The 21765-nt window shown below is 63.0% G+C and carries 20 protein-coding genes and 1 tRNA gene; 6 read left to right on the forward strand and 15 right to left on the reverse strand.

What is annotated here, in order from left to right; genetic code table 11:
* Positions 1 to 102 precede the first annotated feature (102 nt).
* The 6 genes from BWR02_RS04295 to murJ form a co-directional block, all read right to left on the reverse strand.
* Positions 103 to 771 (reverse strand): hypothetical protein, encoded by a 669-nt coding sequence (locus BWR02_RS04295; protein WP_139556527.1) that lies wholly within the window; start codon positions 769 to 771, stop codon positions 103 to 105.
* A gap of 293 nt (positions 772 to 1064) precedes the next feature.
* Complete coding sequence (locus BWR02_RS04300) at positions 1065 to 3326, reverse strand: cytochrome-c peroxidase (protein ID WP_139556528.1); 2262 nt, start codon at positions 3324 to 3326, stop codon at positions 1065 to 1067.
* 451 nt (positions 3327 to 3777) lie between these two features.
* A complete protein-coding gene (lspA, locus tag BWR02_RS04305; protein WP_139556529.1) occupies positions 3778 to 4242 on the reverse strand; it encodes a signal peptidase II in 465 nt (154 codons plus the stop codon).
* A 17-nt stretch (positions 4243 to 4259) separates the two neighbouring features.
* Positions 4260 to 7082 carry an isoleucine--tRNA ligase gene (gene ileS, locus BWR02_RS04310; protein ID WP_139556530.1) on the reverse strand — a complete coding sequence of 941 codons (2823 nt, stop codon included), beginning with the start codon at positions 7080 to 7082 and terminating at the stop codon, positions 4260 to 4262.
* 24 nt (positions 7083 to 7106) lie between these two features.
* Positions 7107 to 8045 (reverse strand): bifunctional riboflavin kinase/FAD synthetase, encoded by a 939-nt coding sequence (ribF, locus tag BWR02_RS04315; protein ID WP_139556531.1) that lies wholly within the window; start codon positions 8043 to 8045, stop codon positions 7107 to 7109.
* 17 nt (positions 8046 to 8062) lie between these two features.
* Positions 8063 to 9622 (reverse strand): murein biosynthesis integral membrane protein MurJ, encoded by a 1560-nt coding sequence (murJ, locus tag BWR02_RS04320; RefSeq protein WP_139556532.1) that lies wholly within the window; start codon positions 9620 to 9622, stop codon positions 8063 to 8065.
* A gap of 187 nt (positions 9623 to 9809) precedes the next feature.
* Here murJ and rpoD point away from each other — a divergent pair, with 187 nt between their 5' ends.
* The 4 genes from rpoD to BWR02_RS04340 all read left to right on the forward strand — a co-directional run bounded on the left by rpoD (position 9810) and on the right by BWR02_RS04340 (position 13314).
* Positions 9810 to 11609, forward strand: coding sequence for an RNA polymerase sigma factor RpoD (gene rpoD / locus BWR02_RS04325; RefSeq protein ID WP_139556533.1), 1800 nt, complete (start codon positions 9810 to 9812; stop codon positions 11607 to 11609).
* Positions 11610 to 11697: 88 nt separating this feature from the next.
* A tRNA-Ile gene (locus BWR02_RS04330) sits at positions 11698 to 11774 on the forward strand.
* Positions 11775 to 12052: 278 nt separating this feature from the next.
* Positions 12053 to 12505: a hypothetical protein gene (locus BWR02_RS04335; RefSeq protein ID WP_139556534.1), complete on the forward strand. Its 453-nt coding sequence runs from the start codon at positions 12053 to 12055 to the stop codon at positions 12503 to 12505.
* A gap of 293 nt (positions 12506 to 12798) precedes the next feature.
* Positions 12799 to 13314 (forward strand): hypothetical protein, encoded by a 516-nt coding sequence (locus tag BWR02_RS04340; RefSeq protein ID WP_139556535.1) that lies wholly within the window; start codon positions 12799 to 12801, stop codon positions 13312 to 13314.
* 44 nt (positions 13315 to 13358) lie between these two features.
* Here the strand turns inward: BWR02_RS04340 and BWR02_RS04345 are convergent, their stop codons facing one another.
* The 8 genes from BWR02_RS04345 to BWR02_RS04380 form a co-directional block, all read right to left on the reverse strand.
* Complete coding sequence (locus BWR02_RS04345) at positions 13359 to 13916, reverse strand: hypothetical protein (RefSeq protein ID WP_201276148.1); 558 nt, start codon at positions 13914 to 13916, stop codon at positions 13359 to 13361.
* Positions 13917 to 14133: 217 nt separating this feature from the next.
* Positions 14134 to 14385, reverse strand: coding sequence for a GlsB/YeaQ/YmgE family stress response membrane protein (locus BWR02_RS04350; protein ID WP_139556536.1), 252 nt, complete (start codon positions 14383 to 14385; stop codon positions 14134 to 14136).
* A 58-nt stretch (positions 14386 to 14443) separates the two neighbouring features.
* Complete coding sequence (locus BWR02_RS04355) at positions 14444 to 14782, reverse strand: SH3 domain-containing protein (protein ID WP_201276149.1); 339 nt, start codon at positions 14780 to 14782, stop codon at positions 14444 to 14446.
* Positions 14783 to 14901: 119 nt separating this feature from the next.
* Positions 14902 to 15063 carry a hypothetical protein gene (locus BWR02_RS04360; RefSeq protein ID WP_162560004.1) on the reverse strand — a complete coding sequence of 54 codons (162 nt, stop codon included), beginning with the start codon at positions 15061 to 15063 and terminating at the stop codon, positions 14902 to 14904.
* Positions 15064 to 15228: 165 nt separating this feature from the next.
* Positions 15229 to 16053 carry a hypothetical protein gene (locus tag BWR02_RS04365; protein WP_139556539.1) on the reverse strand — a complete coding sequence of 275 codons (825 nt, stop codon included), beginning with the start codon at positions 16051 to 16053 and terminating at the stop codon, positions 15229 to 15231.
* Positions 16054 to 16095: 42 nt separating this feature from the next.
* On the reverse strand, positions 16096 to 16440 hold the full coding sequence (locus BWR02_RS04370) for a DUF3597 domain-containing protein (protein ID WP_139556540.1): 345 nt from the start codon (positions 16438 to 16440) through the stop codon (positions 16096 to 16098).
* A 276-nt stretch (positions 16441 to 16716) separates the two neighbouring features.
* Positions 16717 to 17013, reverse strand: a complete 297-nt coding sequence (locus BWR02_RS04375) for a sll1863 family stress response protein (protein WP_139556541.1) — start codon at positions 17011 to 17013, stop codon at positions 16717 to 16719.
* Positions 17014 to 17052: 39 nt separating this feature from the next.
* Positions 17053 to 17382: a lysozyme inhibitor LprI family protein gene (locus BWR02_RS04380; RefSeq protein WP_139556542.1), complete on the reverse strand. Its 330-nt coding sequence runs from the start codon at positions 17380 to 17382 to the stop codon at positions 17053 to 17055.
* Positions 17383 to 17835: 453 nt separating this feature from the next.
* Between BWR02_RS04380 and BWR02_RS04385 the strand changes: the two genes are divergently transcribed.
* Together BWR02_RS04385 and BWR02_RS04390 are read left to right on the forward strand one after the other, a co-directional pair.
* Entirely contained in the window at positions 17836 to 19602 is a 1767-nt protein-coding gene (locus tag BWR02_RS04385) for an SWIM zinc finger family protein (protein WP_139556543.1), read from the forward strand.
* A gap of 495 nt (positions 19603 to 20097) precedes the next feature.
* Entirely contained in the window at positions 20098 to 20670 is a 573-nt protein-coding gene (locus BWR02_RS04390) for a Uma2 family endonuclease (RefSeq protein ID WP_139556544.1), read from the forward strand.
* Positions 20671 to 20836: 166 nt separating this feature from the next.
* Here the strand turns inward: BWR02_RS04390 and BWR02_RS04395 are convergent, their stop codons facing one another.
* Positions 20837 to 21565 carry a cytochrome b/b6 domain-containing protein gene (locus BWR02_RS04395; protein ID WP_139556545.1) on the reverse strand — a complete coding sequence of 243 codons (729 nt, stop codon included), beginning with the start codon at positions 21563 to 21565 and terminating at the stop codon, positions 20837 to 20839.
* Positions 21566 to 21765 lie beyond the last annotated feature (200 nt).

The following is a 21765-nucleotide window of genomic DNA, read 5'->3' on the forward strand; positions in this document are numbered from 1 at the left end:
GCCTCAAGGTCCGAACAGGGGCCGCCTAGACCCGATGCAGGCCAACGCAGCCAGTCAACGCGCTGACCGCGCTGCGAAGGCCCTGCAGGCGAGCGGTTCCTGTCAGGGCGAGATACCGCTGTTGGCCAGTGGCAGTCTCTGGACATTCAACTTGAAGTTCTTCGCGCCAGGGGTGCCGCAGGTCTGATTGTTGCAGCTGCCACCGACGGCGAGCAGATACTGGCCCGCCGGGAGAGTCCGGGCGAATGCGGCGTAGCCGGTCGCTCTGCGCGACATGTTCGCCGTGCCGGCGCCAACAGCACTGCCGTTGCCATTGGTGAAATTGTTCCCGGCATTGACGTAGCCCATGAAGGCCTTGGTTCCGTCAGTGGTCGGCGGCTGCGGCTGCAGGAAGGCGCTATCGCCACCGAAGCTGACCTGATTGTACTGATGCGACAGATGGTTGCTGCCGATGAACGACCCGGTGGTCTGCCACACCGTGAATGCTGGCTTCATGTCCGCATCGCTGGAGGTCATCGTGATCTGCACGCTGCTTTGTGTCGACACTCTGAAGGTGTACCACTTGGAGTTGTGCACCCAACCCAGGTTCGGAACGATACCGTTCCAGCCGTCCCAGGCGTATTGCGGCACGGTGTCGGTCCTGAACAGGCCGGCGGCGCCCAAGGTACCCAGATCGGCGGTCACCGTGAGTGCGCTGGCGGCGCCACTGCCGACGGCCAGCGCCGATCCGGTCAGGAAGGTAGCAATCGATTTGCGAAGGCGGTTATTCATTCGTTTCATTCCATTAAAGAGTGGAGATTGATTGGTTGGCCCCTCATGCGAACCGGATTGCCCTGGAGCAAGTTTCGATAACTCGGCGGGCGATCCTGCTTGACACCGCAACGACATACCGCTGGCGACAGGGCTTCGGCGCGATTCACTCACCGCGCACGATAATCACGCTAAAGCAAAAAGAGGGCCATCACGAAAGCCTTATACACTGGGCGCGGTGTGGAATAGACTTGGACCGGGTGTGGGATTTGCCACACCCGGTGAGGCATTTGGCGGAAACCGGCGTTACGCCATCACTCCGGCACGGCTTCCAGAATCTCCTGAAAGGTTTTCAACGGGCTGGCCATGCCTGCCGCGCCGACCGCGGGGATCACAAGCCGTTGGTCCTCGGCCAGCGAGGCGTTGGTAGCGCTGCCCTCGGTTGTCTTCTGGTCGCCCGGGTGGCCATGGGGCACGATGAGCTGAGGATGGTCGAACGGCGCACGCTCGTAGCGTACCCGCTCGTCGGTCAGCGTCTTCAGGAAGGCAATGATGGCCTGACGGTCTTCCTCGTTGGCTCCCAAAGCGAACATGAAGTTCTGATCGATTTCCGGGTTGCCCTTGCCCTGAAAGTACTGGAAATTTCCCCCTCGCATGTAATGATCCACGACCTGGTCGAGCGTGCTCATGCCGCCGTCGTGCATGAAGGGCCCCGTCAGTTCGATGTTGTACAGCTGAGGCACCTTGAACATGTGGCCGGAAGGCGCGAGCTTGGTGTTCTCCGGATCGGCAATCAGGCCGGCGACGACATCCGGTTTCGGTACGAATGACAGGTCGACGCCGAAGTCGTTGGTCGGGCAGCCATCGGTGCCGGCCGGGTCGGCGATCAGACTGCCCTTGCCGAATACCCGCTCGGTGAAATAACCGAAGAGGTTGGCCGTATTGAACGCGATCTCGCAGGCGCGAACCACCGGCAGCGGTTCTCCGCTGCCCTCCGGAGCGCTCGGATTCGCGAGGCGCTCCAGGTAGAGGGGAGCGAAGGCCAGCGGCTGACCGAAGGCGTTGTTGGCAGCCAGACCGGGGTCGTGCGCCGAGGGTACCGCGCCGTTGTTCAAGAAGCCTTCGTCGGTCATTCGGTAACGGAAGTCGCCGGTGAATTGGCGCTTGACCATCGTGCGGACCGTTGACGTCCCGTCCTTGCGCAGCGTGATGCGATTCGTCGCCGAACTGAATAGCGGGCCGCTGTGGCAGAAGATGCAATGCGCCTCGTTGAAAAGATCCAGACCCCTGAGCTCGGTCGCGGTCAGAATTCCATTCTGGTCATAAAAGCCATGGGCACCGAGCTGGATGTTGGCGCGGTCGAAGCGGGTGTCGTCCGAGATCAGCGTCTCCGTATATAACTGGACGGCGATTCCGAAGAAGAATGCGAAGTTGGCCTCGGCCTGGTTGAAGCTTTCGCTGGAATAACTGGGGGTACCCAGGCGCTTGTTGCGGCCGACCGCCCAGTAGCGTTCGTCGAATGCCTGCTGGATCAGATCACGATAGGTGGTGTTGAGGCCCTTGCCGCTGGCGTCGCGATAAGGACCCAGCACCCCGTCCGTTCGAGCGACGCGCTGCGCTTCGAGCGGCTGCCGGCGCAGCAGTTTCCTGCCGATGTCCGGCCAGGTGCGGCCTTTGCACGACATTTCCAGCTCACTGAGGGCCGGGCCCGTCGCCAGCGAAGCCATCGATGCGTTGGGCAGGGCGATTTTGACGCGCCGCAGCCCCGCGTCGCCGGCGACCCAGATGTGGGCGTTGGGATCGTTCTGACCCCAGACCGAAGCGCCGTTGAAGTGATAGCTTGCTCGCCCATCCCAGAAATTACGGTCGAACAGGACCGCATTGATGACGGTGGGCGCGTTGCGCGGTTCGACACGGCGAGTGTGAATGTCGCCTACACGGAAGGTGCGATCGAGGTTTTCGCCCGTGAAGGGCGTGCACTCGTCGCGCGCCGAGCCGCGCGGCTTGACGGCGACGAAGGTGCCGGAGAACGTGCCGGATGATGCCACGACATTGTGGCTGGCGGTGTCGGCATCCAGTTCGCCCTTGGCTGGGTCGTGCAGCGGAAAATCGCTGCTGTGCAACTGATAGTTCGACAGGTTGCGGCCGCGCGGATCATTCGGGTCGAAGGCATTGCGTGCGGCCGCGCTCGCCGGTGTAAAGGCCTGGCTCGGGCCGAACTGGTTCTTGGTCCGGGCATCGGCCCCCGCGTGAAAATGGCAGCTGGCACAGGCGATGCCGTCGCTGCCGACAGCCATGTCCCAGAAGAGCGCCTTCCCGAGTACGATCGCCTTTTCCTTGTCGATCACGACGGGCCGCTTTCCGTCCAGCAAACCCGGCACCGGCGGTACGCTCAAGTCCTTCAGGGAAGGTGGAATCGAGCCGGTGTGAGCGCTGGCGAAAGGAATCCAGGCGCAAGCCACAATGAGCGAAGCCATCTGACGCAAAATCTTGTTTTCCGATCGTTTCCGAAGCGGAGATGCCGTTTCCGAGCGCTTGCTGGAGCGCTGCGCAAGTATGTTGTCTTGTCGTTTCATCACTATTCTCGTATCCGGTTCGGCTGTACTTTCCCCAGAGCGGGTCAGTGTCAGCGCGGTCGCAACCGCAAACTCCCTGCGAGTCGTTCCCTTCGTCGTCGCTGGTCTGGTGCTTGTTCCTGCCGGGTTCCATCTTCTCGCTGCGGACCTCTGGGTAGGCGCACAAACCGCGTGTCGGCCAGCGCTAAGCAAGAAGTATGCGGAAACTCTGATATCGCTATGAAACAATCACATGGATGATGGTCGTGCTGCCAAGGTTTGTCAGCGCACGGTCCCGGTGTGGCAAATGCCACACCGTGCGGGCGAACTCCAAGCGTTTAGCGCGCGGCTGTGGACGGAGCCGTCGACGCACGCCGGCAGAGTGTCGTGGAGACGACGCGACAGGGTTGGGCGGGCTCGGAAACGGTCATGTGGCGTCAGGGTCGGCCACTGACACGTCCTGGCAACCGATTTACTCGGTCGAAGGGGACCGGAAGGAATCGATCAGTAGCATCGCGATACCGACCGTGATGGCCGAGTCGGCGACATTGAAGGCGGGCCAGTGCCATTGGCCATAGAAGACGTCCAGGAAGTCGATCACGTAGCCGAAGATCACGCGGTCGATCAGGTTGCCGACGGCACCGCCGAGCACCAGCGACCAGGCGGCCGCTTCCCACCGCCGGCCCTGTGGCAGGCGAAACAACCAGTAGGCGATGCCCAAGCTGAAGGTGACCGACAGCGCGACGAAAAACCACCGTTGCCAGCCCCCGGCATCGCTCAGGAAACTGAATGCGGCACCCTGATTGCGCAGGTAGGTCAGTTGAAAAAACGGGAGTAGCTCGATGGTCTGATAGACCTGCATCGAGTGGTCGACGATCCACTTCGTCGCCTGATCGAGCGCGAGCACGAGCAGCGACAGCCAAAGCCAGTATGCCATCGTGGTGGTTCGGCTCGTCAGGCGTAGTGGCGGATCTCGCCGGGCCCGGCGACGTTCTCGACGCAGCGTCCGCACAGCTCGGGGTGATCCGGATGGGTGCCGATGTCATGGCGATGGTGCCAGCAGCGCACGCATTTCGGGTGCTCGGACTTCTTGAGGTTCAACTCCAGCCCTGGGATGTCCGTCGGCAGGCGGGGCGACGATTCCGTTGCCGAGTCCGGGATGACGGATGCGTAGGATGTCAGCAGCAGGAAGCGCAATTCGTCGCCGAGACGGGAGAGCCGTTCGAAGCCCGGTGCGTCGACGATACATTCGACCTCGGCATCGAGCGACGAGCCGATTTCGCCGCGGACGCGCAGAATTTCCAGCTCCTTGCTGACCGCTTCGCGGACCCGCAGCACGAACTCCCAGAAGTCGGCATTCATGCCGCTGTCCGGATCGAGCGGGTACAGTCCTTCGTACCAGGTTTCCAGGAAGACCGACGGGCCGCGCTCCCCGGGCAGATGCCGCCAGATCTCGTCGGCCGTGAAGCTCGTGATCGGCGCGACCCAGCGCGTCAGCGCCTCGGCAATGTGAAACATCGCGGTCTGCGCCGAACGGCGCGCGACACTGTCCGCCCGGCAGGTGTACTGGCGGTCCTTCAGCACGTCCAGGTAGAAGCTGCCGAGGTCGATCGAGCAGAAGGTGTGCGCCTTCTGGTACACGAGGTGGAACTGGAAGCTCTCGTAGGCCGCGATGATTTCGCCCTGCAGTTGCAGCGTCCGGTCGATCGCCCAGCGGTCCAGCGCCAGCAACTGGTCCGGTGGCAGCAGGTCGCGCGCCGGATCGAAGCCGTTCAGGTTCGAGAGCAGATAGCGCGCGGTATTGCGCAGCCGCCGGTAGACGTCGGAGGTGCGCTTCAGGATTTCGTCGGAGACGTTCATCTCTCCGCGGTAGTCCGTGGCGGCGACCCACAGGCGCAGGACGTCGGCGCCCAGGTTCTGGACGACCTTCTGGGGCGCGACGACGTTGCCTTTCGACTTCGACATCTTCTTGCCCTCGGCGTCGACCGTGAAGCCGTGGGTCAGCACCGCGCGAAATGGCGCGGCACCGCTGATCGCGACCGACGACACCAGCGAGGATTGGAACCAGCCGCGGTGCTGGTCCGAGCCTTCCAGATACAAGTCGGCCGGGAAGCCGAGTTCGGGCTGCTGTTCCAGCACGCAATAGTGCGTGACGCCCGAGTCGAACCAGACATCGAGCGTGTCCCTGACCTTGTCGTAATCGGCCGCATCGCCGCCGATCAGGTCGGCCGGGTCGAGCGCGAACCAGGCGTCGATGCCTTCGGCCTCGACGCGCTGCGCGACGCGCTCGATCAGCGCCGGTGTGTCGGGATGGAGTTCGCCGGTGTGCTTGTGCACGAACAACGGGATGGGCACGCCCCAGGTTCGCTGGCGCGAGATGCACCAGTCCGGCCGGTTCGCCACCATCCCTTCGATCCGGGACTGGCCCCAGTCTGGGATCCATTCGACCTCGCCGATCGCCCGGAGCGCGTCCGCGCGCAGCCCCTGCTTGTCCATTGCGATGAACCACTGCGGCGTGGCCCGGAAGATCACCGGCGTCTTGTGCCGCCAGCAGTGCGGGTAGCTGTGCTCGATGCGTTCCTCGCGGACCAGTGCGCCGCGCGCTTTCAGGATATCGAGTACGTGGTCGTTGGCGTTTAGCACGTGTTCGCCGGCGAAGAACTCGGTGCCGGGTACGAAGCGGCCGTCGTTGCCGACGGGATTGTCGACTTCCAGGCCGTAGCGCTGGCCGACGACGAAGTCTTCCTGGCCGTGGCCGGGCGCGGTGTGGACGGCGCCGGTGCCCGCTTCCAGCGTGACGTGCTCGCCGAGGATGATCGGCACCTCGCGCGCATAGAAGGGATGCTGCAGCGCCGTACCTTCCAGGGCTGACCCCTTGCAGTAGCCGATGACGCGGTAGGCATCGCAACCGTAGCGCACCATGGTGTCCTTCATCAGCGCTTCGGCCAGCACGAGGCGCTCCGGTACGTCCTCACGCTGGACCAGCACGTAGTCGAAGTCTGCATGCATCGCGACCGCCCGATTGGCCGGCAGTGTCCACGGGGTCGTGGTCCAGATCACCACCGACAGCGGGCCATCGCCATGGTGCTCGGGGACGGAGTGGAAGCGGGCCAGGAAATCGGCCGGATCGAGCACCTGAAAGCGGACGTCGATGGCCGTGGAGCGCTTGTTCTCATATTCGACCTCGGCTTCGGCCAGCGCCGAACCGCAGTCGGTGCACCAGTGGACCGGCTTGGCGCCTTTGGTCAGATGGCCGCGTGCGGCGATCTTGCCCAGTGCCCGGATGATGTTGGCCTCGAACGTGAAGTCCATCGTCAGGTAAGGGCGCTGCCAGTCACCGAACACGCCGAGACGGATGAAGTCGGTGCGCTGGGTGTCGACCTGTTCGGCCGCGTAGGCGCGGCAGGCGGCGCGGAATGCCGCCGGCTCGACCTTGACGCCGGCCTTGCCGATCTTCTTCTCGACCTGCAGTTCGATCGGGAGCCCATGGCAGTCCCAGCCGGGGACGTAGGGCGCGTCGAAGCCGCTCAGGGTTTTGCTCTTGACGATGATGTCCTTGAGCACCTTGTTGACGGCATGGCCGATATGAATCGCGCCGTTTGCGTACGGCGGGCCATCGTGCAGCACGAACTTCGGGCGCCCTTCGAACTGCTGCCGAATCGCGGCGTACAGGTCCAGGTCGGACCAGAACTGCAGTTGCTCGGGTTCGCGCTGCGCCAGATTGGCCTTCATCGGGAAGGCGGTCTGGGGGAGATTCAGTGTGCTCTTGTAGTCCATGCTGGTGATGCCATGTCGACGACCTCAGGCCCGAAGCGTGCCGAAGAAATCCCGAGCCGCCGCGACGTCGCACCCGATCTGGGCTTGCAGCGCGGCGAGATCGGCGAACTTGCGCTCGTCCCGTAGTTTGCGATGAAAAAGAACCTCCACGCGGCGGCCGTACAAATCACCGTGGAAGTCGAGCAGATGGGTTTCCAGCAGCAGCTTGGGAATACCCTGGACGGTGGGTCGGATGCCGATGTTGGCCACGCCCGGCAGGGGCGCTTGTTCCAAGCCCCGCATTGTAACGGCAAAAACGCCCTCTAGAGGAGCGTTTTTCCGCGCCATCCCGATGTTCGCGGTCGGGAAGCCTATCGTCCGCCCGCGCTGGTCACCCGGAAGGATGCGGCCGCAGATCGAATACGGACGCCCCAGCATTTTTGCGGCGGCGTCCAGATCGCCGTCGGCCAGAAGCTGGCGCACCAGGGTGCTGCTGACACGGTCGCCGTCGACGCGGATCGACGCGGTGTCGCGGACCTCGAAGCCATGCGCGTCGCCGGCCGCCGCCAGCGTCCGGAAGTCGCCGCTTCGGGCCTTGCCGAACCGAAAATCGTCGCCGACGACCAGGAGCTTCGCGTGCAGGTGGTCGACCAGCACACGCTGTATGAAGGTTTCGGGCGCCTGATCGGCAAAGGCACGGTCGAAGCGCAGCAACTGGATGAAGTCGACCGGTAGCCTGCCGAACTGTATCGCTTTCTCCCGCAGCCGGGTCAGTCGCGACGGTGCCCGGTCGGGCATGAAGAACTCCAACGGCTGCGGCTCGAAGATGATCACGACGACCGGTAGGCCGCGGGCCCGTCCCTCCGCAGCCAGTGCCTCGATCATGCGCTGGTGCCCCACGTGTACCCCGTCGAAATTGCCGATCGTGACGACGCTGCCCTGGCGCAGCGCGTCGTTGGAACGCAGGTCGTTGATCAGCCGCATGGGGGCGTGCCGCCAGGCTAAACGGTCGGGTGGAACTGCAAGTGGCGCGGGCGCAGGCCCAGACCCCACAGGCAGCTTGCGTAAGCGATCATGCCGCCCGCAACCAGCAACCCGAGATGGGTCAGCCGTTCCATTGCTCGCCAGTCGCGCCACTCGGTAGGTTCGGGGTTGAGAACGGTCAACAGCACCCCCATCACCGTGCATGCGGCCAAGGTTTGGAGCATCAACCGGCCCCAGCCGGCCGGCGGGCGATAAATCTCCAGCCGTACCAGTTCCCGCAGCAGCAACGCAGAGTTGAGCAGGCCCGCAAGACTGGTTCCAAGGCCCAGTGCGGCATGCCCCCAGCCGAGCGGCGCGGCGGCATAAGCCAGCGCGGCGCTGGCGAGCAGGTTGACGCCGATCGCGATGACACCGAACCGGAAGGGCGTCCGGTAGTCATGGCGGGCGGTGAAGCCGGACAGCAAGACGCGCGCGGCGATGAAGCCGGTGATGCCGAGCGAGTAGGTGGCGAGGCTGCGGCTGGTCATCTCGACGTCGTGGAGGCTGAACTGGTCATACTGAAACAGCGAAAAAAGCAGCGGCTTGGCGCAGAGCACCAGTCCGATCGTTGCGGGCACGGCGACCAGCAACACGATGCGGAGCGCCCAGTCCAGCGAGGCCGAGAAGGCGTGCGCATTGGCCGCTGCGTGGCTTTGCGACAGTTGGGGCAGCATCACGGTGCCGATCGCGACGCCCAGCAGGCCGACCGGAAATTCGACCAGACGATCCGAGTAGTACAGCCAGGAAACGCTGCCGGATACCAGAAAGGATCCGATTAGCGTGTTGAGCAGCACGTTGATCTGCGTCACGGACGTGCTCAAGACAGTCGGGCCGATCTGCTTCAACATGCGGACCACCTCGGGGTCGCCGAAACCCCAGCGCGGCCGCGGTAGCAAGCCAGCCCGGGACAAGGCGGGTACCTGGAACAGCAGTTGCAGCAGGCCGGCGATCGTGACGCTCCAGGCGAGGGCATGTATCGGCTGCTCGACGTGGGTCGCGACCGCGATCGCTGCGGTGATCATGGTCAGGTTGAGGATCGCCGGCGTGATCGCCGGAATCGCGAAATGACCAAAGGTATTCAGGATCGCGGCGCCGAAAGCCGCCATCGTGATCAGTCCGAGATAGGGCAGCGTGATACGCACCGTCTCGGTACTCAGCGAGAACAGCGGTGCGTCGCGCAGGAATCCCGGCGCGAACAACAAGACCAGTGCCGGGGCGGCGACGATGCCGGCCGCCGTGATACCCAGGGCCAGGGTTGCCAGGGCACCTGCGGTATGGTCGAGGAAAAGCTTCAGGGCGGTCGGCGAGCCCGTGTCCTTGTAACGTGTCAGGACCGGCACGAAGGCCTGCGAGAACGAGCCTTCGGAGAACAGGCGGCGCAGGAAGTTCGGAATCCGGAACGCGATGAAAAACGCGTCGGTGGCCGCATCGGCCCCGAAAAAGGCGGCTATGACCGCGTCCCTGATGAAGCCGAGGATGCGCGAGACGAGCGTCAACAGCGCGACGACGGCAGTCGACTTGAGGATGGCTTTGGTCAGGGAACTGTCCGGCGGCGTGTGTGGTCAGCACATCAGTATAACAAACACATGACTGAAGCCGCGTGGCAGTGTCTGCTGCAGCCGCGGCGGAACCGCTTTGATCGGGGTGGCGTGAGTTGGATCTTGTCATTTGTGTCAAGCGGCGCTCCCTGATAGACTCTGAAAATTTAATGCCACCGGGTTACCGATGAACTTAGAACAGCAACAGTCTCAGCTCAAGGAACTCATTGCCAAGGGAAAGATGCAGGGCTACCTGACCTATTCCGAGGTCAACGATCACCTGCCGAGCGATGTCGTCGATGCTGAGCAGATGGAAGACATCATCTGCATGATCAACGACATGGGGATCGAGGTTCACGAGGACGTCCCGGACCCGGATCTGATCCCCGAGGCGGCCGTCGTCACGGAGGAAGATGAGGAAGAAGCCGCCGAAGCAGCAGCCGCGCTGGCCTCCTCGGTCGACAGCGAACTGGGCCGGACGACGGATCCGGTGCGCATGTACATGCGCGAAATGGGAACCGTCGAGCTGCTGACCCGCGAAGGCGAGCTCAGCATCGCCAAGCGCATCGAGGAAGGCATCAATCAGGCCGCGCGGGAACTCGTGCGTTTCCCGGCATCGGCCGATCATTTCCTGAAGGCCTTCGACGAGGTCGAGCGGGGTGAACTCCGCCTGTCAGACCTGATTTCGGACTTCTTCGAACCCAACGAACCGGAGGCGGCCGTCGTCCTCGACGAAGAGTCGGACGCGGACCTGCTCGAAGAAGCCGACACGGGTCCCGATCCTGAAGTCGTCAAGGAAAAGCTCGAGATCTTCCGGAAGCGGGCCAAGGCGGCCATGAGCACGCATCAGAAACACGGTTTCGGGGACGACAAGACCCAGAAGGCGTTCGATGCACTGGCCGAAACCTTCATGGAATTCAAGAAGACGCCGCAATTCTTCCGGGAATTGACGGACATCCTCCATGGCGTGGTCGTGCGCATCCGCGAACAGGAGCGCATCATCCATGATTTGTGCGTGACGCGGTCGCGCATGCCCCGCGCCGAATTTCTGGCCAGTTTCCAGAAGAGCGAAGCGGATCCGACCTGGGTCGACGGCCTGATCGCAGCCGGGAAAGGCTACAGCGAAGCGCTGAAGACTCACGCCGAGGACATCAAGCGGGCGCAGAGCAAGCTGCAGCAGATCGAGAAGGAAAGCCGACTCAGCATCGCCGACATCAAGGAAATCAATCGGCGCGTCGCCATCGGTGAGAATCAGGCGCGCTTTGCAAAGAAGGAAATGATCGAGGCCAACCTGCGCCTCGTGATCTCGATCGCCAAGAAGTACACGAACCGGGGTCTGCAGTTCCTGGATCTGATCCAGGAAGGGAACATCGGTCTGATGAAGGCCGTCGACAAGTTCGAATACCGCCGCGGCTACAAGTTCTCGACCTACGCCACGTGGTGGATTCGCCAGGCCATCACGCGCTCGATCGCCGATCAGGCCCGCACCATCCGTATCCCGGTGCACATGATCGAAACGATCAACAAGCTGAACCGGATTTCCCGCCAGATGCTGCAGGAGATGGGCCGCGAGCCTACGCCGGACGAACTGGCCGGCCGCATGGAAATGCCCGAGGACAAGGTCCGGAAGGTGCTAAAGATCGCCAAGGAACCGATCTCGATGGAAACCCCGATCGGCGACGACGAGGATTCGCATCTCGGTGACTTCATCGAGGATTCCCGCGTCATGTCGCCGATCGAACATGCGACCGTCGCCAGCTTGCGGGAGACGATCCAGCAGGTGCTGGCCGGCCTGACCGCGCGGGAAGCGAAAGTGCTGAGGATGCGCTTCGGCATCGACATGAATACCGACCACACCCTCGAGGAAGTCGGGAAGCAGTTCGATGTCACGCGCGAGCGGATTCGTCAGATAGAGGCCAAGGCGCTGCGCAAGTTGCGCCACCCGTCGCGGTCGGAGCAGATGCGCAGCTTTCTCGATACCGAATAGACATCGACACCAGACCGCTTCCGCGGGCGCCGGGCTGTCCAGCCCCTCCCGCGGAGCAACCGGGAACGGGTAAACTACCCACCATCTCGGGCCCTTAGCTCAGTTGGTTAGAGCAGGGGACTCATAATCCCTTGGTCCAAGGTTCAAGTCCTTGAGGGCCCACCAAGAAAACAGAGGCTTGCAGAGATGCAAGCCTTTTTGTTTTTCGCTGGAATTACGCCGGGGTTACGGTCTGGGTCAAGTGCGGTGAAGGTTTCGAGCGAGAATTTAGTCATAGGACCCTGCTGCGAGTCGCTGTCCCCGCCAGATGCTGACGATGACTAATCAGCCTGACTCCTTTATCTTTCCCACTCCTTCGCAAGGCGCGACTGTGGGGAACATTTTCTGTCCCCAATGACCCCCAGCGCCTCGTGATTTTCTTTTTTTTTAGGAGCCCGCCGATCATGAAGGTTTCCATCGTTGCCGCCGCCGTTCTCGTCATCGGGGCCGCCCCTGCCGCGTTGGCCACAACGCCCTCGGAGCGTGAATACCAGCGCGGCTATAACGACTGCCTCAAGGGTCGCTATGACCAGAACCAGCACGGGGATTCCTACAAGAAGGGCTGCCGCGCCGCCGAAGATCACGAAAAGCCTACCTATCCGACGGCAACGCAGAGCGCGGCCACCAAAGATCATGCGTCAAAGGCGAAGATTTCGGATCTGAAGGGCGTGAACTCGATCAAGTCCTTCGACATGATGACCGCGAAGGGCTTCAAGAACGTCGACACCATCACCCAGGGCGACACACTTTACGGCATCTACTACAACGCCAAGACGCATCAATGCGTCCAACTTACGAATGCAAAGAACCATGTTGTCAGCGCGGACGACATCGGCACGCATCCGAAGTGCAAGTGACAGCCGCCCTGACAATCTGAAACCGATTTCCGTCGACTGTCGGGGGAACTGGTCTACGTTCCTGCATCGCCTCAGGCAGACCTCTCGCAAGCGGTCTGTAACCCGCTGTAACCGTGCGGCGTTGGTCAAAATGGATCGGCCGCCGGGCTGTTCGTGATCCGTGGTTGTCTCCCCGCTCTCCGGACGCATTTGAACCGATGGCCGGCGTAGCCGAAGCCTGCGGCCGTCGTCGTTCGAGACGGCGCACGTGCGGCGTCAGCAGCGAATTCCCCGCGCACAGACGGAGGCGCACGATGCCTCGGGTGCTGCGCATCGCGACGCTGGCCGGCAGCTTCGTTGTGGCAGGGTGCTGGGTTCCTTCCGATGGTTACATTTCCGCAGTGGAAATCAGCAAGCACGGATTTGAGCGGAGCGCGGACGACGTCCGGCGTCTGGAGGACAGGGATGTCCGCGTCTGGGGTTTCGTCGATCATGGCAACCTTTATGGCGACGCGGGTGTCCGCAGGGTGCTTGCAGATTACTGGAGCGGTGAAGGGCCAAATCCCAACACCTGGCGCTTCGGTCTGAAAGCGGCGGAGGATGATCCGGTCGGCCAGTCCTTCCCGGTGCACGTGCGGAATGATGCGGGGCGGGATGCCCTGCTGGCAACGTTTCGGGCGGATGCCGAGTCTGGTCGGCCTACGCGGGTTTTCCTCCGCGGCCGGCTGAGGACTTATGCAGCGCCCACGAACTATCGCTCCCTCACCGGAATCGTCATTGAGGTGGCGTCATCGAGCGCGATCGATCTAGGCGCGCCGCCCGGTCCTTGACGTCCTTTCCCGCCCGATAGGTATGGTGCTGGAACTGCTCGTAGTCAATCCATCAGGAAAATGAGCAAAGTCGATGCACCGTTGCGGGTGCGACCCGCGATGAGTACGCCGGATAGCGCCGCGCCATCACCGAGCGTGTAGACCTGGACAATTTCCATCCCCGCGTCATCGTAGACGGTCGACAGCGCATGCTGGGCGGCGTCGGGCGTATCGTGACCCTCGAGCAGCACCGAGATCGATGAGCGGGCGGCGGGATTCCGGATGCCGCGCAGCTCCGCGACGATATCGGCGCGCAGGCCCGGCGGGCGGGCGTAGACGCGCTGCCACGGCGCCATCCAGACTGATTCGCCGGTCTCTGCCCATTGTTTCCCCAGGAAATGACGGTAACAGCGCTTGGCCGCAGCCTCGAGGTCTTGAGGCCGTTCGACCCGTTCGGCAAAAACGGCGCTACCGAAGCCAGCCTGACTGGGCTGGCCAAAGACCGCCTGGAGCTCCGCGGTCCGGTCGGCATGTTCTGGCGAAGACCGACCAGTTCCGGGAGTGGCGATGCAGCCCGACCCGAAGCAGGCCATGAGAGCGAAGGCGAAGGCGCGTGCGAACATGGGTTGGCAAGGCTCCGAGTGAAGGGGGGATAGGGTTCGCTGACGCCTGATCCATCCGACGCGATGGGTCAGACGAGCAGACGCGTGAGGGGTTGTGCGGCGTGAATTCAGCGACGATCGGCGGTCAGCAGAGAAGGTGGCGGCGAACCCTGGATCGCCGGTCGAAAACCGGATTCAGGGTTTCGCCACTGCGTGCCCACCTGGATCATTGCGCGCTTCACGCGCGCTTGATCAGGCCAACGACGTAGAGCAGCACCATGGCGCCGACGGTCGCGGTGACGATCGAGCCGATCAGGCCGCCCGCGGCGATGCCAAACAGACCGAAGACGAAGCCGCCGACCACCGAGCCGACGATGCCGATGACCATGTTGCCGAGCAGGCCGTAGCCGCCGCCCTTCAGGAGTTGGCCGGCGAGCCAGCCGGCGACGGCGCCGATGGCGAGGAAAATGAGCAGGCTGGTGAGGTTCATACGGATTCTCTCGTCGTTGAAGAGTTGATGGAACAGAGATGGAGGCGCATGGACCGGGCTAGGGGCAGCTGCCCTCGGCAAGATAGCGCCCGGCCACCCAGCCGGTGACGCCCTGGTATTCGACCCGGCACCAGCAGGGGTTCCGTTTCAGGCGGGCTGCCTGTTCGGCCTTGCTCAAGGTGGAGAATTCCTGAACGCTCAGGCCGCCCTGGCAGCCGAGATTGCGGATGCAGGCCCCGCCGGGCGGGATCGTGCCCAACTTGGTCCCGTTGGGCTTGGGGACCGCGCGGATGTTGAGCACATCGTGCGGGCTGACCCCGGTGACCCGGTAGAAATCGGGTCCGTCGGCGTCGGCGGCGACGGGGCCGGCACCGAGCGACAGGATGATCAGTGCCAAAGAAGTCGGTTTCGTGTAGTGCATCTGGCGGTGTTCGCCTGTGTTGCAATTGTCTACTGCGGGCTCCGCTCCGCTGACGCAGTGGTTACGGCGCACTTCGCGCGACGGCCTCCGCTGACTCAAGAGCGAAAGGCGCGTACCGCTGCCCAGAGGGTCAGCAGGGCCAGCAGCGGCCAAATGATCAAACAATCGACGCGGATGTTCGCCTCCGGCGACTTTACCAGCACCAGCCATTCCCAGGCGGCATAGGCCAGCCAGACCAGCGCCGGCACGAACAGCACGTGAGGGTGCCGAACGGCTGGAATTCGGCCGCCGCGCACCGCGGCCCACAGTGCAAGGTGCATCAACGCGACCGCGAGTATGTGCCGCGGCTGCTCGACCAGGAAACGGCTCAGGGCTTCCCCCGATTCGCTGTCCCGTGACGTATCGCGGTGCCGGAGACGACCTCAACCGCCAACGATTACCGCCTCCGGGATGGTGAAAAACTGGAAGCCGTCGATAGCGATCGACCACTCGTCGCCCTTCTTCTCGGCGGTCACCCTTACCTTGGGATCGGGGCTTGTGACCCGCGCGCCGGCAAATCGGAGAACGCGCAGCTGGTCCTTGTGCAGACTGACGTCGAAGCCGGGGTCGGCGAGATGGACCTCGGCAGTCCCGGGCGCGCCGCGGATGACCCCGAACGAGCATTGGGCCGAGCCTTTCGGATCGGGACCGACCGAGCACGGCACTTTTCCAGTCGCGTGGTACGGCGTTCCGGCCACCTTGGCGTCACCCGTTGGCGCCGCGGCCGCCGCCTTGCTACCGGCAATTTCTAGGGTGAGCGTATAACGGGCTTGCTCGTTCCGGCGAGCCGCACTGCGCATCAGGTAGACGCGCACTCGGTAGTCGCCGTCGACGGGTAGCGTGCCGGCCCAGGCATTGCCGAGTGTGGAACCGTTCGCGATCGCTGCGTCGGAACCGGGTGGCAGGACGTTGAAAAAATTGGCACCGTTGCTGGTGTCGAGGGTGACACTCATCATTTGCCCGGCCCTGGCAGCGAGGACATAGTCGACCGTCTGGTCACCCTTGATCGCGCCCTTCAGGGTCGCCGATGCGGCCCCGGCCTTGAAACTGACCCGCTCCACGCGGCTTTCGGCCGCCATCAGCACTGGCGCTCGCAGCACGAACGCGGCGAAGGCAACCATCAAAAGCCATACCGTCTTCGACATGTCGACCTCCTCGATCCGCCCGGGCGCGACCGCGTCCGGGCCCATGTTGCCGGAAAGGCGCATGCCCAAATGCATCCGCCCACTTCGAACTGCGCCAGCGAAATCTCAATCGAGCAGCTCTTTCGGAATATTGCCGCCGTTCTCGGCCAGCTTTTTCAGGACCGTCTGGTGCAGCCACACATTCATGTGTGCCGAGTCGCCCATCTTGTCGACCGGGCAGCCCAACTCGGTGGCCAGCTCTTTCCGAGCCGCCAGGCTGCTGTCCAGGGCCAAAACCTTCAACAGATCGACGATCGACGTCTTCCAGTTCAGCTTTTCGGCATGCGTCGCCGCCATGCCTTCCAGCTTGGCGACCACATCCACCGTGCTGATCGGCGCTGCCTGCGTTGCCGGTGCTGCTTCGGCGCTGCCGATGCCCAGTTTCGCCAGAATCGAGCTGAATAGACTCATGTGAACTCTCCTGTCAGTGTGCGATGAGGGTGGTTCTCGGAACGTGCCATCAGTGCGGGGCGGCGGATTTTTCTAGCGTCGCGGCGGCCTTGTCGTTTGCGGCCTTGGTGGCGTCTTGTTGCTAGGATTCCCCGCAGGCCGCAAGGGTCATCGCGGTAGCCAGTGTGGACAGCAGCGCGGTGTTACCCATGGCGGGCATTCTCCTGATGGATTCAAAACCGTTGTTCCGGTGGCGCTTGGCGCGACCGGTGTCGCGCCTGCGCTGCCATCCGAATCTTACGCAAAGAACGACTTGATGCGTTGGATGGAATCGCTCATCGAGGTCTTCAACGAGGTCAGCGCGTCCTCGGCCTCATCCTGGAAGTCCTCCCAGGCGTCCTCGGCCTTGGCCTTCCACTCCTCCAGCTTGGCTTCCCCTTCCTGGCATTGGCAGCGCAGCGCGTCCATGGCCTCGTGACATTTGGCCTTGACGTCCTCGCCTGCGTCTGCTGCTTTGTCTTCCAGTGCCTTCATCTCGCACTTCCAGTCCTCGATCTGCGCGTTCATCTTGGCTAGGCATTCTTTCTTCGTCATCGTCGTGCTCTCCTGGTCGGAACGTGGGTTTCAACTGTGTTATCGATCTTTCAGTTCGTTGATGCGGGACTCGTATTCGGCGCGAGTGCAGGCCACCTTGTCGTCGGCTTTCCAGCAGTCGTTGCGGCCCTTGACCCAGCCGGACTGTTCCGCTTTCAGGCGCGCCTGTGCCCTGGGCGGGGTGTTCTTGAGCACGGTTTTGTAAAGATTATTCAACGACACATCCAGTGCCGCCAGGTCGTCGTTGCTACAGATCAGTTCTTCGATTTCATGAGCGGACCTGCCGCATTGGAAACTGGGTTTGGCCGCAAGAGCGGGCGTGCTGAAGAAAACGCAGCCGGCGAGGGCCGCGATCGTGAAATGGCGCATGGGACTCTACTCCGGGAATGTTGCGGTTGAATGCACCGAATGCTTGTGAGCAGCCCGTTGCGCGCCCGACTTTCGTCGTTTTGCATTTCTGTAGATTACAAAGCGCCCGTGCCGGAATGCACATGTGTAACGGTGACACACCGTTACACAGGGCTCGGGTAAACTGTTGCGACCGGGGCTTGCGACAGCGCGCTTCCATGGAACGGCAGCTCACTCTGTCTCGATCGGCCGGGATCCACCGGCGTGCAAGAGGTCCTTCAACCGCATTTCAATGAGCCGGGGGGCGAGAGCTGCGCGGGTCGCGTGGGCGTCGCCCACCGACACGGGTTACCCTGTAGCTGGTCAACGGCTGTGATCATTCCGTCGACGGCCCCAAGTCCATCATGAAAATGCAGGACGTTGCGTGGCAGAAGCTGGGGCCTCCGATTCCGCGATGAATAACCAAACCACCGTATGGCCAAACTTGAGCGACTGATCACCCCGGCAGCTCTGAAAGCGCTGGCCGGAGCGAGTGCTTTTACGCGAGGCGAAGATTACTTGGTGGACGGCGCTGTCGAGCGCTTGCGTCGCAGTGATGAGCTGGTCAGCGCGCAAGTCATGGGCTCTGAGCCCTACCACGTCGAGTTGTGGGCCGACGGTGACGAACTCGGCTACGGCTGTAGTTGTCCGCGCGCGGCGGATGGCTATTTCTGCAAGCACTGCGTCGCCGTGGGCCTAGCCATGCTAGACGAAACGATTCCCGACCCGGAGGTTGGCGACCCTGACCATGGGCGTGATCCCGAATCCCTGATCCGGGACTATCTGCTCGTCCAGTCGCCCGAAGTCCTCACCCAGTTGATCATGGAGCAAGCGCAGCGCGATGATGCGCTGCATCGCAGTCTGCTATTGAAGGCGGAACGCGCCAGCGGTTCGATGGACATTCTGCGAGCCTTTCGAAAGGCCATCGACGACGCGACGCGCGTCCGCGGATTTGTCGCTTGGGATGAGGCGGGTGATCTCGCCTCCGATCTTGATGTATTGGTCGATTCCCTGGAGGAACTGCTGACACCCGGTTCGGCGGGTGCGTTGGTCGAGCTGGCCGAATATGCCATCGAAAAGGTGGACCAGTTGCTGGCGGAGGATGTCGACGATTCCGGCGGAGAGGTGGGTGATGTCCTCGCCCGGCTTGGCGATTTGCACCTGCGCGCCTGTCAGCTGGCCAGGCCCGAGCCGGTTGCGCTGGCCGAACGTTTATTCCGATACGAACTGTCTGTGTCTTTCGACTCCTACTCCGACAGCGTGCGGATTTATCAGGACGTGCTGGGAAAGGAAGGGATCGCCCGCTTTCGCTCCCTGGCGGAACGGCAGTGGGAACAGATCCAGCCGTTGGGCCCGAGCGATCAGAAGCATCGCAGCGATTTCTCGGACCGGTTCCGGATCACCCACATCATGGAAACGCTGGCGCAGATGTCCGGCGACACCGACGCGCTGGTGGCGGTGAAGTCCCGCGACCTGTCCTCCCCATACCAGTACCTGACGATCGCCGAGATCTACCACAAGGCCGGTCACGACGAGTTGGCCCTGGACTGGGCGGAGCGCGGTATCAAGTCTTTCCCGAACCGGCCAGATGATCGGCTGCGAGACTTTCTTGTTAAGGAATATCTCAAACGCGGTCGCGATGATGACGCACTGCAACTCACCTGGATCCAGTTCGAAGTACGGGCAACGGTGGAACATTACCGCAAGCTACATGATGTGGCCGACCGGCTCGGTCGATGGCCGGAGCAGCGACAGCGTGCACTCGCCGCAGTCGAGGCGCTCGCCCAGCGATCGGCCGAAGCGCTCAGCGGATTCAGGCCGAAACCGGCTTTGCCTGACTGGTCGCTACGGGTGGAGATCGCTCTGTGGGAGAACGATCTCGACACCGCCTGGCAGGTCATTCAACGGGGCGGGTGCCGACGGGATCTGCTGCTGTCGCTGGCTGGAAAACTCGAAGGGCCTCGGCGCGACGATGCCGTGACCCTCTATCGCCGCATTATTCCCAGCGTCATCGAGGAAACCGAGAATCGGGCTTACCAGGAAGCGATACGTCATCTCCGTAAGGTCGGTCGATTGATGCAGGCCGCGGGGAATATTGACGACTTTCGTGGTTATCTGGCGACGCTGCGGGTACGGTACAAAGCGAAGCGGAATTTCGTCAAGCTGCTGGATGGGCTGATTCAAGAGCGTGCTCGGCCATGAACCCGCTTTTCTCCTCCCCGCAGAAGGCTTGAAGCTCGCTGGTAGGTAGTAAGGGGCTCGGCGGCAGCCCTGGTCATGGACACAGGCGAGTAGGGGATAGCGACCGATCCCAGTCCCACAAGGACGATATCGGCACCGTTAGTTTCAGCACGCCCCGCGGAGCGAGATCCAGGCCGGCGCCGAAAGCTTTGGCGCGACGCTGCTGCGGCAGGCGCTTTTCGTCGTGTTCCGCGTCGCCGAGGGCGAGGAGACCCACGCAGGCATGATCTGGCTGAACGCCGAAATCGCGGATTGGGAGGCGCCGCGTGAAACCCTGATCGCGCTGCTGCGTTACCGCCGCTGAACGCCGGTTCCGCACTGGGCGCCGGGCGCCGGGCGCGCGGGACGCTGCCGCCGCAGCCGCTCGACTCCTGGCCGGTGCGGTGGATAATGATCACCTGTGGCGGCGCCGGCCTGTGCCTTCCTCTTGGCGTCTTTGCGTGAGGTATTCCGATCATGTCCGCGACCCGACCGCTCCCAATCAGCCTCTACGACCAACTGATTGCACTGCCCGAAGCCCTCGTCGGCGAGATCATCGGCGGGGAGTTGCACACGCAGCCGCGCCCCGCCGGACCGCATGCCTCCGCGAGTTCGGTATTGGGAATGAACATCGGCTTCGCCTTTCACCGCGGCAGGGGTGGACCCGGGGGCTGGTGGATCATCGATGAACCCGAGATCCATTTCGTGCGTGACACCGAAGTGCTGGTACCGGACATCGCCGGCTGGCGGCGCGAGCGGATGCCGAAGATCCCGCAGGACCAACGCTTCGAGGTCGTGCCCGACTGGGTCTGTGAGGTGGTGTCGCCCACGACGCAAAAGAAGGACCGCGTGATCAAGCGGGCAGTCTATGCCCAACACGACGTGCCCCACCTGTGGCTGGTCGATCCGCTGGCCCGGATACTCGAAACCTACCTGCTGGAAGGCGGGCGCTGGACGGTTGCCGGCCTGTATAAGGACGACGATGCAGTCAGCGCGGCACCGTTCGATCAGATCACGCTGGCTTTGAACGACCTTTGGACCGAGGCTTGATCACCCGCTTTGTTTCCCGGGGGCACCTCCCGGAGATCGCAGGGGCTCACCAGGGAGCCATCTACGCCAGGATCGAGGATCGCAACCCGCTGAGCAGGCGATCGGCGCCGGGCGCGGCGGGCCACATGACCGACAGCCCGGCGCGCTGCGACTGCGCGCGTTCCGGTCAGTCGTTGTCTTCCGGTTCCTCTTCGATCTCTACCGCCTCGTCATCGTCCTCCAGCTCCAGCTCGCTATCTAGATACGGAGCTTCCGTCCCCTCGGATGCCGCACTGTCGAAGCGGTCCCAGGCAACGATGGCAAGCACGCCCGCCATCAGTGCAAGAGCGGCCCAGGGCCGCGTGCTCGGGATCGCCTGTTCCGCTGCGCCCTGCTTGTGCCCGGTCAGCATGGCCCAGGCGAGGTTTTCCCGATGCACGAAACTGCCATGGATGACGCCGGCGATGTGCAGGACCACGACGGCCAGCATGCCATTGGAGAGCACCTCATGCAGTTCCTCCAGCGCGTCCTCGAGCGACTCACCCCCGACTTCGGCGTAAAGCAGCCAGCCTGAGACGCTGCTGGCGAGGCCCAATCCGATCAACAGCAGAATCGCGACCGCGCCGAGCGGGTTGTGGCCGGTATAGTGGGTTGGGCGCCCGGCCGTCAAGCTTGAGAGATACGCCCGGATCGCGGACGGTCCGCGGACGAATTCGGCAAACCGGGCATAGCGGCTGCCCATGAAGCCCCAGAACAAGCGGAACACCAGCAGACCCAGGACGACGTAACCCAAGGTCACGTGCACGTCGCGCCAGCGTTCGCTTTCGGCGGTGAGATAGGCCCCGGCGAAGCTCAAGGCGAGCGACCAATGGAACAGCCGGGTGGGTAGGTCCCAGACGAGGATGCGTGGTTTCAACGTGCGTTCTCCGAAAAAGAAACGAGGGGATGCGGGGTTTCGGCGCCCAGGCGCCGAGCGCGTTTTCCCAGTCAGTATGCCGCGACTGGATTAAGGCTGCCTTAACGCGGCTCCGTCATTGGCCCATCGGAAGGTGACATGACGGGGGCCAACGCGCTCATAATGACCGGCCCTTCCATGCCGAACCCGTGGCACGCGTT

Origin of the sequence: Methylotetracoccus oryzae (assembly GCF_006175985.1) — a bacterium.
Lineage (GTDB): Bacteria > Pseudomonadota > Gammaproteobacteria > Methylococcales > Methylococcaceae > Methylotetracoccus > Methylotetracoccus oryzae.